Source organism: Rhodoplanes azumiensis, assembly GCF_042682915.1.
Taxonomy (GTDB): domain Bacteria; phylum Pseudomonadota; class Alphaproteobacteria; order Rhizobiales; family Xanthobacteraceae; genus Rhodoplanes; species Rhodoplanes azumiensis.
In genome coordinates this window covers 14,305-28,610 of the sequence record NZ_JBHUIW010000028.1, presented here as the reverse complement: position 1 = coordinate 28,610, position 14,306 = coordinate 14,305, and the positions used below count along the sequence as shown (strand labels likewise).

Below are 14,306 nucleotides of genomic sequence, written 5' to 3'. Positions count from 1 at the left end.
AAGGCGGATCGGCCCGAAACGACCGCGTTTCCGGCCGTCCGCGTGCTTGACGCTGCGGCTCCCCCTCTCTATACGTCCGCGATCCCGGATCGAGCTTCGGCTCGCGTCCCGGCCTTGTGCGCGCGCAAGGCCGCCGAATTTACAGACATCATCGAGGTTTCCATGTCGCGACGGTGCGAACTGACCGGGAAGGGGGCGCTCGTCGGCCACACGGTCAGCCACTCCAACATCAAGACGAAGCGGCGCTTCCTGCCGAACCTGGTCAACGTGACGCTGCAGTCCGAGGCGCTCGGCCGCGGCGTGCGCCTGCGCATCTCGGCGAACGCGCTCAAGAGCGTCGATCACCGGGGCGGCCTCGACGCGTTCCTGCTCAAGGCGCGCGACACCGAGCTGTCGCCGCGCGCCCTGCTGCTCAAGCGGCAGGTGGCCAAGAAGGCCGTGGCCGCCAAGGCCGAGGTTTCGGCCGCGAGCTGACAGAGGCCGGCCGGCGCGCAGACGCCGGCGATCGCTCCCGTCGAATTCGAAACGCCCCGCGCGGACCCTCCGCCGGGGCGTTTTCGCACGGGCGCGGGCGTTTCGCGCGACCGGCTCGTCCGGGGCCGTTTGCCGGCGTGCGGGAATTGGCCTAGGCTCGCCGGCATCGGCCGACGCGGCCGCGCGGAGCACGCGATGGGCGTCGCACCTCACGAGCCGGCCCGGGCCGGCCAGATGTCCGACGAAGCGTTTCGCCGCTTCCAGGACGGCCGTCCCGATCACGAGCGCTGGGAGCTGATCGCCGGTGTTCCGATGATGATGACGCCGCCGACGATCGCCCACAATCGCATCGCCGGAAATCTCGAACGGCTCCTCAACGACGCCCTCGCCGCCCATGATCCGACCCGGCTCGCGACACAGCGGCCCGGGCTCGACCTCGGCTCCGGCGACTTCAGGCCCGAGCCCGATGTCGGCGTGATCGACGCCGACTACGCGGCCGGCCAGCGCTTCGTCGCACGCGCCTATCTGCTCGCCGAGATCGTCTCCGAGAGCGACGAGGTCCGGGTGCCGGGCACCGCGCGGAGCTGGATCGACGTCAAGCGCGACATCTACCAGGCGCACCCCTCCTGTGACGCCGTGCTGATCGTCGAGCAGGAGCGCATCGAGGTGCAGGTTCTGTCGCGCGGCCCGTTCGTCTGGACCATCCAGACGCTGGGCGCGGAGGACACGCTGTCATTGCCGGCGTTCGGCCTCGCCTGCCCGGTCACCGCCCTCTACGACGGCACGCCGCTACGGCCCCGGGTGGCGCGATAGCGTCACGAAGCCCCGGTCCCGACAGCAGACGGCGTGGACATCGTCCCCGGAGCCGGTGACGTCGGCTCCCCTACCCGCGCGGCGGCGCTGCAGCCGCGGCGGGGCGCGGGCGGAGCGTGCGGTCGTCCGGCCCGCCGTCGAGCGAGAGGGAGAGCGACAGCGTCGTGCCGCCGGTGCGCGGGATGCGGCGCGCGAGACGCGTCGTCTCGACCTTGGGTGCCATCTCGACGACGATGCCGCGACCGACGCCTTCGCCGCGGGTGTCCGCATCGCCCGTCGCAGCGGCGCGTTCGGCACGATCGCGGCGCGTGCCGTTGCGGCGCGGACCGAGGCTGCGGAACCACTCGCGCGACTTCAGGCCCCAGCGCCACAGCGGCACCACCGACATCGGCATCACCAGGAACCAGTGCTCCAGGATGGCGAGCGACATCAGGGTGACGACGAAGGTGAGGCCGGCGGCCTGATGCGGATCCGTCGCCGCGAGCTCGGAGGCCTGCACGGCCAGCACGGCGGCGATCACGGTCGAGGCCGTCACGGTGAACGGAAACAGCCAGTTCATCGGCCGCTTGCGGAAATAGCCCTTCATGTAGGCGAGATGGTCGGGCAGGAACTCCTCGGCGAGGTTGGGCACGCCGAGAAAGATGTTGAGCTTGGTCGACAGCCGCATCAGCCAGAGGATCATGAAGGTCCAGGTGCCGACCTGGTTGGGCTCGCCCCAGCTCGCCGCGACGACCAGCACGGCCGACACGACGATGCCGAGCTCGTGCCAGAGGATCGCCTCGACGGCGTGGACGAAGTGGCGCCAGCCCTTGCAGTCGGGCGGGCACGGCGTGGTGCGCGGGCCGGTCACGTAGCCCATCAGGAACGTGATCTCGTTGAAGCCCCAGACGATCAGGCCGCACGTGAAGGTGCAGTAGGCGCCGAACACGGTCATGTCCCGGCTCGACGCGGCGATGCCCCACAGCGCGAGGCCGTACAGCACCGCGGCGGCCGCGATGCTGTACGGAAACGTCTTCTTCGGCAGCCCGTCGAGGAACAGGATCACGCCCGTGCTGAACCACCACACGAACAGCGTGTACAGGATCGGGATGCCGTAATGGACCACGCGGGCGGATCCTTCGTCGTTACCAGGCGGGCGCGAGACGCACGCGCTCCGGCAAGGTGTTCTGTTTGACGGGCAGCAGATAGAGCCTGGCGAGCGTGAAGGCGCCGACGGCGCCGAGCCGAACCCGCGTCAGCGCCCCGAGGACACCGCCGCGGGCGCGCGCCGCGGCCCCCTCCTCGGCGATCCGCCACAGCGTGTCGAGGCCGGCCTTGAACTCCGGCCGATCGATGTCGAGCTCCAGCGGGAACACCTGGCGCGAGATCTCGGTGGTCTTGCGGAACACCTCGAAGTCGTAGGTCGTCGGGTCCATCCCGATCGCCTTGTGGAACTCGGGGCGCATGTGGTCGCGCACATACATGGTGGCGAACACGGCGAGCAGGAAGAAGCGGATCCACAGCTTGTTGACGCCCGAGATCAGGCGCGGGTCGGCCCGCATCAGCAGCGCGAAGGCCTCGCCGTGGCGGAACTCGTCGTTGCACCACTTCTCGAACCACTTGAAGATCGGATGGAAGCGGCGATCCGGATGGCGCTCGAGCTGACGATAGATGGTGATGTAGCGGGCGTAGCCGATCTTCTCCGACAGATAGGTCGCGTAGAAGATGAACTTCGGCCGAAAGTAAGTGTACTTCTTCGCCCGGCTGAGGAAGCCGAGATCGACCCCGATGCCGAAGTCCTTGAGCGCGTCGTTTATGAAGCCGGCGTGGCGCGCCTCGTCGCGGCTCATGTAGGTGAACAGATCCCGCACGTCGGGATTCTTGATGCGCTTCTTGATCTCGGCGTAGAGCACGCAGCCCGAGAACTCGGCGGTGAGCGACGAGACGAGGAAGTCGACGAACTCCTGGCGCAGCCCCTCGGGCAGCGACTCGAGATCGGCCTTCCACTCGGCGTCGCGGGTGAAGTGACCCTTGTTGTGGTCGGCGCGCAGCTCGGCCAGCATCGCCTCCCACTCGGCCCGCACCGCCCCGATGTCGAGCCGATCCATGGCGGCGTAGTCGGTGGTGTAGAAGCGCGGGCTGAGGATCGTGTCCTCTCTGGCGATGTCGGTCGTGGTCTGATCCGGCGTGCCCGGATCGGTCGTCGTCGGATCGGTCGCGACACGTGGGGCCTTGATGGGGTTCGGCCCCACTCCGCCTTCCATCTGGATCATGGCGTCCTCCCAGGGGAAAAGCCGACCTCGTACAATTCGGTCAGCTCGAAGTAGCCGGCGATCCGCGCCATCAGGCGCTCCACGCGTCCGGCCAGGACCACGGTGGCCCGGCTGTGGACGATGGTGCTCTCACCGAACGGGATCGATGTCGGGGCGTCGTGGACGATGACCTCGTCGCCCGGCTCGATCTCTATTCCTTGAAGGTCGACGTGAGCGTGCAGGCTGTCCGCCGTCCGCTCGATCTCGATGGTGCACGGCACCTCGACGACGCGGCGCCCGTTTTTCCAGAATCCCGTCATGGCGCCGCGGTCCGCGACGGCAGCAGACGGGCGAAGGCCTCGACATTGGTCTGGCCGAAGGCGGTGAGCTCGGTCGAGCGCAACGTCATCAGATCCTGGAGCGACAGTCGGCCGTCGGACCACAGGATCAGCCGGAACGGCGGCTTGGGGCCTTCCACCTGGCGCTTGTCGCCCCCGGTCTCCTGGAGCTTGTGATCCCTCGCGAAGCCGCGCAACGTCGCGCGCACGAAGCCGTTCGACGCGGGCGGGAGCACATCGACCAGGACCGCCTTCTCGGCGTCGAACACCACGACGCTGCCGTCCGACTGGTCCTCGAAGCGCAGGTCGCGGCTCGCCACCGCGGTGACGTTCGTCGACGCCTTGCTCGGATCGACCGGATCGCGCAGGAAGGCGGCGGCGAACAACGAGAACCCGACCAGTGCGGCGGCGCCGAGAAGCGGACCACGCGGAAACGGACGTCCCCTGACCTCACCCATTTTGATGCCTCCCTGTCAGGCGGCTGCACTCGGCCGATCCGAGACGCCGCCGGTCGGCGGGTCGGGATCGGTACGATCGGGCGACACAGCGGAGGTGGGCGCCGCAGCGGAGGCGGCCTCCGCATCGGGGCCGGTCGTCGCCGCGAACTCCTTCAGGGCGCCCGCCAGAATCGCGGCGAGCGATGCGGCCTCCGGGACCGCTCGCATCATCGGCTCCGGCCGACGAAGGTGCCATGGCCGCGCATGCGGCCACAACACCAGATAGGCGATCTTGGTCGCGCCCACGAGCGAGACCGGGATGTCGCCGGTCCCGTCCGCGTGGCGCTTCAGCGCCGCGCTCCCGATCTGCTTGAACGGCAGGTTCAAGGTCATCGGGAAGGCGACACCGAACTGGAACACGAGCCGACGGTTGGTGATCGTGTAGGTCGTGGTCCGCGAGACGAGATAGGCGAACAGCCCCAGGAGCCCGAGCCCGGCCAGCGCGAGCGGCGACACCCACAACACCGACACCGACGCCTCGAGCAGCGATCCGGTGTCCTGCCAGGACGTCACCCCGCGCCAGATCAGGAGCGCGGCGAAGTAGATCGCCACGAGCCTGACATGGAACACGTGCACGGCCAGCGGCCGTGCCCGCGGCCCGCCACGCCAGAGGATGCTCTCGCCTTGCGGCAAGGGCTCCGGCAGCCGGACCACCCGGGGCGTTCGTTTCGTCACAGCAGCGGCTCCTTCCGGGTCGCCACCGAGTAGAAGCGGCCGCCACCGAAGTAGGCGGTGATGCGGTCTTCTTCGCGGGCCGTCACTTGATCGGCGCTCTTGGTGGTCGGCACGCCGGCGAGGTCGGCAGCGAGCAGGGCGTCGACCTTCACCTGCTTGCGGCTCGCCTGGATGTCGGCGAACAGGATCGGCAACAGCACGTTCTTGCCCTTGCCGGACAGCGCGACCTCGAGATAGCGGATCTGCGGCTCGGCCCGGTCGACCCAGACGTCGGTGACGGTGCCGGCCGGCTTGTCGTCGGCGCCGACGACGGTGAGGCCGCGCGGATCGATGTCGTTCGACTCGATCCAGAAGTCGGTCGCGACCCGCAGCGGGACGATCTTGATCTCGCCCGCGAAGGTCATGTCCGGCTCGTCGAGGCGCAGCGCGTAAGCGCCGGGGCCGACGCCGGCACCGAGCGCCTGACCGACCGGCACGAAGGGCGAGCCGGGAGTCGGCGAGGTCGCCTTCAACGGGAAGTCACGGCTGTCGGTGTTGCCGGGCGGCGCCGTGTAGGTCTTTCCGTCGTGCAGCTTGAACGTCTTCGGCGACGGCGGAGACGGCCAGCCCCCGCTTCGCGGCAGGCGGACGCCCGGAGTCTCGGAGACCAGCGGATAACCTTCGCGCTTGTCCTCGCGCCGGAGATAGAAGACCAGCCCGGCGAAGAAGAGCCAGAAAGCATAAAGAACGACCTGCGCGACATCGACGTGACTTGTTAAACCACCGACCACTTGTTGCATGAAACCAACCTCCTTTAGAAATGGCTAGCCGGGAAACTCGGCCAGACCGAACTTCGCTTGGGACTGCTTTCGGTCTTCGCTCGCTTGCCGGACGAGCGGAGCGATCGCAGCCAGGGTGACGACCAGCAGAACGATTTCGATCGCGTAGACGACATCGTAACCGGCCGACACGTCGGTCATCAGCGAGCCGAGCATGCCTTTGGTCGCGAGTCCACTGATCGTATCGCGGATTGCTCCGCCGCAGGCGATGGCAACGCCCGAGGCGGTCGCTTGCACGGCTCCCCAGGCGCCGAGGGCGAGACCGCTCTCGCCGTCGCGCGCCAACGCCATCGCGGCCGTGAGGGTACACACCGAGAACAGGCCGCTGCCGAATCCGATCAGCGCCGTCCCGATCCGGAAAACGAGTGGCGACCCGAGCGACGACGAGGCCACCACCAACGCGAACGCCACGATGCCGACGATCACACCCAGCGACGCGACCCGGTGCGGATCGTTGCCGCGCCCGATCTGCCGCGCGGCGAGCCAGAAGCCGACCAGGCTGCCGCCCGCCATCAGGGCCGTCAGCGTGGTCGTCGCCGCCACGCCGAGATGGAGCACCTGGCCGCCATAGGGCTCGAGCAGGATGTCCTGCATGCTGAAGCCGGCGGATCCGCAGCCGATCACGACCAGGAGCCGCGACGCCCGCCCGCCCTCGCAGAACGTGCGCCACGCATCGCGGAACTGCGGCTTCGGATCGTTGCTCGGCTGGCGGCTCGCGCTGCGCGGCTCCTGTTTCCACAGCGAGACGCTGTTGAGGACCATGGTGGCGAGGGCCGCGCCTTGGATCATCTGGATCAGGCGATACTCGCTGAAATCCTGCAGCGCCTGCCCGTACAGCAGCGAGGCGCCCACCATCCCGAGCAGCAGCATCACGTACATGAACGCGACCACGCGCGGCCGCTTCTCCTCGGGCGCCAGATCGGTGGCGAGGGCGAGGCCCGCCGTCTGGGTCGTGTGCAGGCCGGCCCCGACCAGCAGGAACGCCAGCGCGGCGCCGAGCTGCCCGACCCAGGCCGGCCCGTGCGCCTCGCCGGTCAGCACCATCAGGGCGAACGGCATGATCGAGAAGCCGCCGAACTGCAGCATGGTGCCGCCCCAGATGTAGGGGACGCGGCGCCAGCCGAGCGCCGAGCGACGGGTGTCCGACTTGAAGCCGATCAGGGCCCGGAACGGGGCGAACAGCAGCGGCAGCGAGACCATCAGGGCGACGATCCAGCTCGGCACGCCCATCTCGACGATCATGACGCGGTTCAGGGTGCCGTTGAGCAGCACCATGGCGAGACCGACCGAGACCTGGAACAGCGACAGCCGGAACAGCCGGCCCCAGGGCAGATCCGTGGTCGCCACGTCGGCGAACGGCAGGTATCGCGGCCCCAACATCGCGAGGACGTCGATCAACCCGCTCTTGCGCCGCTTCTTGGTCATCGAGGCACGAGCTCCAACGCTTGGGACGTGTAGAAGCCGACGGCGATGCGGCGCGTGCGGCCGGGCCGCCAGCCGGCGAGAGCGGGATCGGCCGCGACGAGCGCATGCAGCCGCTCCTCGCGCACCGGCTCGATCGCCGGCGCCCGGTCGCTGCGCGGGAAGAAGCCGCCGACGAAGTGCATCAACGCCAGCGCCTTGGTGCGCGGCGCGAAGGTGAAGACGAGCGAGCGCGAGGTGCGCGCCGCGAGCCCCGCGATCACCCGCACGGCGTCCTCGGCGCGGTAGTGAATGATCGAGTCCATGGCGACGACGTGGTCGAAATGCCCGAACTCCGGCGACAGCATGTCGCCGGCCACGAACGTCACCCGGCCGGCGAGGTCGGCCGGGATGCGCTCGCGCGCGAGGTCGAGGAGGGTCGGCGAGAGGTCGACGGCGACCACCTCGGCACCGCGCCGCGCCGCCTCGATCGACAGCATGCCGGGACCGCAGCCGGCGTCGAGGATGCGGCGGCCCGTGAGGTCGTCGGGCAGCCACGACAGCAGCGTTCCGCGCATGTCGTCGCGGCCCTTGCGCACCGTGGCGCGGATGCCGGAGACCGGCGCGTCGGAGGTCAGGCGCGCCCAAGCGTCGGCCGCCGTGCGATCGAAATAGGCTTCGATCTCGCCGCGTCGCTCCTGGTAGGTCTCGCCCTGCATCCGTCTCGTCCTGCTCGTGTCCTCGTGCGTCGGCGTGCGGTCCGTCACGTGATCGATCGCAGCCTCGCTCAGTCGTAGCCCAGGAGGTCGAAGATCTCGCGGTCCTTGAGCGGCGTCGGGGTCAGCGGATCGACGCCGGCCCACAGCGCCTCGGCGAGCTGCAGATACTCGTTCTGCACCGCGATCACCTCGTCGGTCGGGTCCATCTCGAACAGCGTCGCCTTCTTCAGGCGGCTGCGGCGGACCACGTCGAGGTCGCGGATATGGGCGAGCGTCTTGAGCCCGGTGCGGCCGCAGAAGCGATCGATCTCGTCGGTGGCGGCCGAGCGGTTGGCGATCACGCCGCCGACCCGCACCTTGTAGTTCTTCGCCTTCGCCTGGATGGCCGCGGCGATGCGGTTCATGGCGAAGATCGAGTCGAAGTCGTTGGCCGTGACGATCAGGGCGCGGTCGGCGTGCTGGAGGGGGGCCGCGAAGCCGCCGCACACCACGTCGCCGAGCACGTCGAACACCACGACGTCGGTGTCGTCGAGCAGATGATGCTCCTTGAGGAGCTTGACGGTCTGGCCGACCACGTAGCCGCCGCAGCCGGTGCCGGCCGGCGGACCGCCGGCCTCGACGCACATGACGCCGTTGTAGCCCTCGTAGACGAAGTCCTCCATCCGCAGCTCCTCGGAATGGAAGTTCACCGACTCCAGGATGTCGATGACGGTCGGCACCAGGCACTTGGTCAGCGTGAAGGTCGAGTCGTGCTTGGGATCGCAGCCGATCTGCAGCACGCGCTTGCCGAGCTTCGAGAACGCGACCGACAGGTTCGACGAGGTCGTCGACTTGCCGATGCCGCCCTTGCCGTAGACGGCGAACACCTTGGCGGTGCCGATCTGGACGCGCGGGTCGAGCTGGACCTGCACGCTGCCTTCGCCGTCCTCGCGGCCGGCGTTTTCGGCGGCGGCGCAAGACCCGCAGCCTTCCTGCTTGACGGGCTCCCCGGCGAGATCGGCCGGGCGGGGGACGATGGTCATGCGGCGGCTCCTTGGTCGACACCTTCCAGTCGGTCTTCCAGCTCCTCGCCGGCGCGCCGCAGCGCGTCCAGCATGGCCTCGTCGGGCGTCCAGTAGCGACGCTCGTGGGCCTCGAGCAGCCGATGTGCGACTTTCGCCGAGGCGACCGGGTTGAGGTCCGCCAGGCGTCGTCGCATCTTCTCGTCGAGCATGAAGGTCTGGGTCAGCTGCTCGTACACCCACGGCGCCACCTGGCCCGTGGTCGCCGACCAGCCGAGCGTGTTGGTGACCTGCGCCTCGATGTTGCGCACGCCTTCGTAGCCGTGCGCGAGCAGCGCCTCGTACCATTTCGGATTGAGGGCGCGGGTGTGGGTCTCCAGCGCCACCTGCTCGGCGAGCGTGCGCACCGTGCCCTCGCCGCGGGTCTGGTCGCCGATATAGACCGACGCCGTGGTGCCGCGGGCGCGCTGCACGGCGCGCGTGATGCCGCCGAGCGTGTCGAAGTAGTGGTCGATCGTGGTGATGCCGAGCTCGACCGAGTCGAGATTCTGATAGGTGAGATCGACGCTCGACAGCACGTGGGACAAGACCTTGTCCTGGCGGGCCGGCTTGCCGTCGACCCCGTAGGCGAAGCCCTTGCGGCGCATATAGGCCTCGGCGAGCTCGTCCTCGTCGTGCCAGCCGCCCTGGTCGATCAGCTGGTTGACGTTGGAGCCGTAGGCGCCGTCGGCGTTGGAGAACACCCGCAGCGACGCCTCCTCGAGGGTGCCGCCGTTCGCCGCCTGATAGGCGAGCGCGTGCTTGCGCACGAAGTTCATCTCGGGCGCCTCGTCGGCCGAGGCGGCGAGCAGCGCGGCCTCGGCGAGCAGCTTGGTCTGCATCGGCAGGAGGTCGCGGAAGATGCCCGACAGCGTGACGACGACGTCGATGCGCGGCCGGCCGAGCTTGTCCAAGGGCACGAGCTGGGCGCCGCAGACGCGGCCGTAGCTGTCGTGCCGCGGCTCGGCCCCCATCAGCCACAGCGTCTGGGCGATCGGGCCGCCCTCGGTCTTCAGGTTGTCGGTGCCCCACAGGACCATGGCGATGGTCTCGGGCACCGCGTGACCGTCGGCCTGCCAGCGGGCGAGCAGACGCTCCGCCTGGCGGGCGCCATCCTGGATCGCGAAGGCGCTCGGGATGCGGAACGGATCGAAACCGTGCAGGTTGCGGCCGGTCGGCAGCACCTCGGTGGTGCGCAGGAGATCACCACCCGGCGCCGGGGCGAGGTAGCGGCCGTCGAGCGCCTTGACGATCGCAGGCAGCTCGTGGTCGACGGCGAGCAGCTGATCGAGCGCGGCGCGCTTCTCGGGCTCGGTGACGCCGGCGGCATCGAGCATCTCGGCCCGCTCGGGCGCGGTCGGCACCTCGCCGACGACGTGCAGGCCGTGCGGGATCAGCGTGTATTCGAGCTCCAGCACCTTGTTGGTCAGCGCCGCGATCTCGGTCACCGGATCGTCCCAGGCGGGCTCGACCGGGGCGAGATTGACGGCCGAGGCCTGCGCCTGCACCAGCACGGCGAGCGCGGTGCGGCTCTCCGGATCGGTGTCGGGCTCCAGTGCCCGCCAGCGGTCGAGCGACGACTTGAGGTCCAAGAGCCCGCGATACAGGCCCGCATTGGTGATCGGCGGCGTCAGGTAGCTGATCAGCGCGGCACCGGCGCGGCGCTTGGCGAGCGTGCCCTCCGACGGGTTGTTGGAGGCGTAGAGATAGAGGTTCGGCAGGTCGCCGATGAGGCGGTCCGGCCAGCACTCGCCCGACATGCCGGCCTGCTTGCCGGGCATGAACTCGAGCGCCCCGTGGGTGCCGAAATGCAGCACCGCGTGCGCCCCGAAGTCCTCGCGGATCCAGCGGTAGAACGCCGAGAAGGCGTGGGTGGGCGCGAAGCCGCGCTCGAACAAGAGCCGCATCGGGTCGCCCTCGTAGCCGAAGGCGGGCTGCACGCCGACGAAGACGTTGCCGAAGGTCTCGCCGAGGACGAACAGGCTGCGGCCGTCGGTGAGATGGCGGCCGGGCGCCGGTCCCCACTGCTTCTCGATCTCGGCCAGGTGCTTCTCGCGGCGGACATGGTCGTCGGCGCCGATCTTGGCGGCGACGTTGGCCTCGCTGCCGTGGCGAGCCGAGTTCCCCTTCAGGATGCGGTCGCGCAGGTCGTCGACCGTCTCCGGCACCTCGACCGTGTAGCCGGCGTCGCGCAGGGTCTTCAGCGTGTTGTGCAGCGAGGCGAAGACCGACAGGAAGGCGGCCGTGCCGATCGCGCCGGCGTTCGGCGGGAAGTTGAAGATGACGACCGCGACCTTGCGCTCGGCCCGCTTGGCGCGGCGCAGCGCCACCAGCTTGGCGACGCGCGCGGCGAGCGTGCCGGCGCGCTCCGGGTGCGCCGTCATCTCGCGCTGACCTTCGTCGCGCGGCGCGGCGCTGTCGGACAGGATCGAGCGGCCACCGAAGGTCATCGGCCAGATGGCACCGTCGAGCTCGGGGATCGCCACCATCATGGTGGCTTCGATCGGCATCAGGCCGCGCGGATCGGCCTGCCACTGCTCGAGCGTCTGGAACTCGACCGGATGCGCCGCGATGTAGGGCACGTCGAGCTTCGCCAGCAGCTCGGCGGCGGCGCGGGCGTCGTTGTAGGCGGGGCCGCCGACCAGCGAGAAGCCGGTGAGCGACACCACCGCGTCGACGGTCGCGTGGCTGTCCTTCATGAAGAAGGTCTCGACCGCGGGGCGCTGGTCGAGCCCCGACGCGAAGGCCGGGATCACGCGCAGGCCCTTCGCCTCCAGCGCCTTGATGACGCCGTCGTAGTGGGCGGCGTTGCCGGCCAGCACGTAGGAGCGCATCACCAGCACGCCGACCGTGCCGTTCGGGCCGGCGGCCGGCAGCTCGGCGAGCCTCTCGGTGACCCGGCCCTTCACGGCCGGATGATAGAGGCCGATGTCCGGGTACTCGATCGGCGGCGCCGCCTTCACGGCGCCGCGCAGCCCCTTGCGCGGACCGTCGGCATAGCGCTCGACCATCAGGCGCACGAGATTGGTGATGTTCTCGTCGGTGCCGGCGAGCCAGTACTGCAGCACCAGGAAGTAGGCGCGCAGATCCTGGGCCGTACCCGGGATGAAGCGCAGGAACTTCGGGATCTGGCGCAGCATCTTCATCTGCCCCTGGCCGTTCGATCCCGGCCCTTCGGAGCTCTTGCCGCGCAGCCGCTTGAGCAGGCTCAGCACGCCCATGGTCTCGCCCGACATGCTGAACTTGTGCATGCGGGTGAGGCGCACCACCTCGCCGGCGGCGAGCGCGCAGACGATCGCGTCGCACTTGTCGCGCCGCGCCTGCAGGGCGGGCAGCACCGGACGGATGTGCTCGTCGAGGAACAGCATCGTGGCGACGACGATGTCGGCCGAGGCGATGTCGGCGAGGCAGCGCGAAAGCGCCGCCTGGTCACCGCCCCACTCGTCGGCGGCGTGCATCACCAGGTCGAGACCGGGCAGCTCGCGCGACAGCACGGCGCGGGCACGCGCCACCGATCCCGCGAGATGGCTGTCCATCGTCACGATCACGACGCGGATCGGGGTCGTGTCAGCGGGCGAAGTACGCTTTCGCATCATACAACGTCTCGACTGTGATCAGGGACAGGCCGCGATCCTGCGCGAAGCGCTCGGTGTTGCGGCGGGCTTTTCCGCGCACGAAGAAGGGAATCTTGTGCAGTTCCTTCTCGGCGTCGGCGGCCCAGCGAATCGGGGGTGGTGCCGGGGGCGGCGATACCGGCCCGCCGTCTGCGGACGGGACCGGGGAAACAGGGTCGAGAACCGGCGCCGCGACGGCGGCGGCCGTTTCGAGCACCGGCGCGGCGAGGACCGAGTCGGCGATGGCCGCGGGGGCGGCTGCGAGGGTGGACGTCGCGGCGACGGACGGCGCTTCGGCACGCGCCGCGGCGGCACCGTGCGAGCCGAGATGCGAGGGCGCGGCGTCGGCGTGGAACTCGAAGTCCTCGCGGAACATCTGCAGGAGATGCTCCTCCAGCCCCATCATCAGCGGGTGCACGAAGGTGTCGAACAGCACGTTCGCGCCCTCGAAGCCCATCTGGGGCGAATAGCGGGCCGGGAAGTCCTGCACGTGCACGGGCGCCGAGATGACGGCACAGGGCACGCCGAGGCGCTTCGCCGTGTGGCGCTCCATCTGGGTGCCGAGCACCAGCTCGGGATGGGCGGCCGCGATCTTCTCCTCGACGTCCAGATAGTCGTCGGTGATCAGCGGCTCGACGCCGTATTTCGCCGCCGCGGCCCGCACCTCGCGGGCGAACTCGCGCGAGTAGGTGCCGAGCCCGACGACCTCGAAGCCGAGCTCTTCCGCCGCGATGCGGGCGGCCGCGATCGCATGCGTCGCGTCGCCGAAGACGAAGACGCGCTTGCCGGTGAGATAGGTCGAGTCGACCGAGCGGGCATACCAGGGCGCGCGGCTGCGCGTGTCGGCGAGCACCGGTGCGGGATCGACGCCGGCCAGCGCCGCGACCTCGCGGACGAAGTCGCAGGTCGCGCCGTGGCCGATCGGCACGACCTTGGTGGACTTCTGGCCGAAGCTGCGCTCCAGCCACTGCGCCGCCTGATAGCCGGTCTCGGGATAGAGCACGACGTTGAAGTCGGCCTCGCCGAGGCGGGCGAGGTCGGCCGGGCTGGCGCCGAGGGGCGCGACGACGTTCACGACGATGCCGAGCCGGTGGAGCAGACCGGTGACCTCGTGAACGTCGTCGCGGTGTCGGAAGCCGAGCGCGGTCGGCCCGAGGATGTTGCAGCGGGGAGCCTGTTCCGGCGCCCGTGGCGGCCGCTTGGAGCCGGGCGGCGGCACGGACGGACCGGCGAGGGTCCGGACGAGACGGTAGAAGGTCTCGGCCGCACCCCAGTTCTCCTTGCGCTGGTACGCGGGCAGCTCGAGCGGCACCACCGGGACCGGCAGCCCGAGCGCCTGGGCGAGACCGCCCGGGTCGTCCTGGATCAGCTCGGCCGTGCAGGACGCCCCGACCATCAGGGCCTGCGGACGGAACCGCTCGTACGCCTCCTTCACGGAGGTCTTGAACAGCTCGGCGGTGTCGCCGCCGAGATCACGGGCCTGGAAGGTCGTGTAGGTGACGGGCGGACGCTTCCGGGCGCGTTCGATCATGGTGAAGAGCAGGTCGGCATAGGTGTCGCCCTGCGGCGCATGCAGCACGTAATGGACGCCCTCCATGGCGGCGGCGATGCGCATCGCGCCGACATGCGGAGGAGCCTCGTAGGTCCACACCGTGAGCTGCATGCTGCTACACCGTCCTCCTCACA

General features: G+C 69.6%; 13 protein-coding genes. 2 read left to right on the top strand and 11 right to left on the bottom strand.

The annotated features are described in order from the left end of the window. Window positions 1–162 precede the first annotated feature (162 nt). Window positions 163–474 carry a 50S ribosomal protein L28 gene (gene rpmB, locus ACFSOX_RS19995; RefSeq protein ID WP_378479587.1) on the top strand — a complete coding sequence of 104 codons (312 nt, stop codon included), beginning with the start codon at window positions 163–165 and terminating at the stop codon, window positions 472–474. Between the two features lie 195 nt (window positions 475–669). Beyond that, window positions 670–1,287, top strand: a complete 618-nt coding sequence (locus ACFSOX_RS19990) for a Uma2 family endonuclease (RefSeq protein ID WP_378479586.1) — start codon at window positions 670–672, stop codon at window positions 1,285–1,287. A 70-nt stretch (window positions 1,288–1,357) separates the two neighbouring features. Here the strand turns inward: ACFSOX_RS19990 and puhE are convergent, their stop codons facing one another. From puhE to bchB, 11 genes are all read right to left on the bottom strand, one after another. Beyond that, window positions 1,358–2,392: a putative photosynthetic complex assembly protein PuhE gene (gene puhE, locus ACFSOX_RS19985; RefSeq protein WP_378479585.1), complete on the bottom strand. Its 1,035-nt coding sequence runs from the start codon at window positions 2,390–2,392 to the stop codon at window positions 1,358–1,360. A gap of 19 nt (window positions 2,393–2,411) precedes the next feature. Next, the gene (gene acsF / locus ACFSOX_RS19980) at window positions 2,412–3,539 is read right to left on the bottom strand and encodes a magnesium-protoporphyrin IX monomethyl ester (oxidative) cyclase (RefSeq protein WP_378479584.1); all 1,128 of its coding nucleotides are present in this window, start codon (window positions 3,537–3,539) and stop codon (window positions 2,412–2,414) included. Continuing rightward, a complete protein-coding gene (locus tag ACFSOX_RS19975; RefSeq protein ID WP_378479583.1) occupies window positions 3,536–3,838 on the bottom strand; it encodes a hypothetical protein in 303 nt (100 codons plus the stop codon). Before ACFSOX_RS19975 ends, acsF begins: the two co-directional genes overlap by 4 nt. Then, window positions 3,835–4,314: a photosynthetic complex assembly protein PuhC gene (puhC, locus tag ACFSOX_RS19970; protein WP_378479582.1), complete on the bottom strand. Its 480-nt coding sequence runs from the start codon at window positions 4,312–4,314 to the stop codon at window positions 3,835–3,837. Before puhC ends, ACFSOX_RS19975 begins: the two co-directional genes overlap by 4 nt. A gap of 15 nt (window positions 4,315–4,329) precedes the next feature. Beyond that, window positions 4,330–5,028 carry a photosynthetic complex putative assembly protein PuhB gene (gene puhB / locus ACFSOX_RS19965; protein WP_378479581.1) on the bottom strand — a complete coding sequence of 233 codons (699 nt, stop codon included), beginning with the start codon at window positions 5,026–5,028 and terminating at the stop codon, window positions 4,330–4,332. Then, window positions 5,025–5,807: a photosynthetic reaction center subunit H gene (gene puhA, locus ACFSOX_RS19960; RefSeq protein ID WP_378479580.1), complete on the bottom strand. Its 783-nt coding sequence runs from the start codon at window positions 5,805–5,807 to the stop codon at window positions 5,025–5,027. Before puhA ends, puhB begins: the two co-directional genes overlap by 4 nt. Window positions 5,808–5,831: 24 nt before the next feature. Continuing rightward, complete coding sequence (locus ACFSOX_RS19955) at window positions 5,832–7,271, bottom strand: BCD family MFS transporter (RefSeq protein ID WP_378479579.1); 1,440 nt, start codon at window positions 7,269–7,271, stop codon at window positions 5,832–5,834. Beyond that, window positions 7,268–7,966, bottom strand: a complete 699-nt coding sequence (gene bchM / locus ACFSOX_RS19950; RefSeq protein ID WP_378479578.1) for a magnesium protoporphyrin IX methyltransferase — start codon at window positions 7,964–7,966, stop codon at window positions 7,268–7,270. Before bchM ends, ACFSOX_RS19955 begins: the two co-directional genes overlap by 4 nt. Window positions 7,967–8,034: 68 nt before the next feature. Then, window positions 8,035–8,988: a ferredoxin:protochlorophyllide reductase (ATP-dependent) iron-sulfur ATP-binding protein gene (gene bchL, locus ACFSOX_RS19945; RefSeq protein ID WP_378479577.1), complete on the bottom strand. Its 954-nt coding sequence runs from the start codon at window positions 8,986–8,988 to the stop codon at window positions 8,035–8,037. After that, window positions 8,985–12,599 (bottom strand): magnesium chelatase subunit H, encoded by a 3,615-nt coding sequence (locus ACFSOX_RS19940; protein ID WP_378479576.1) that lies wholly within the window; start codon window positions 12,597–12,599, stop codon window positions 8,985–8,987. Before ACFSOX_RS19940 ends, bchL begins: the two co-directional genes overlap by 4 nt. Further along, window positions 12,574–14,283: a ferredoxin:protochlorophyllide reductase (ATP-dependent) subunit B gene (bchB, locus tag ACFSOX_RS19935; RefSeq protein ID WP_378479575.1), complete on the bottom strand. Its 1,710-nt coding sequence runs from the start codon at window positions 14,281–14,283 to the stop codon at window positions 12,574–12,576. The genes ACFSOX_RS19940 and bchB overlap by 26 nt, the downstream gene beginning before the upstream one ends. Window positions 14,284–14,306: the final 23 nt, after the last annotated feature.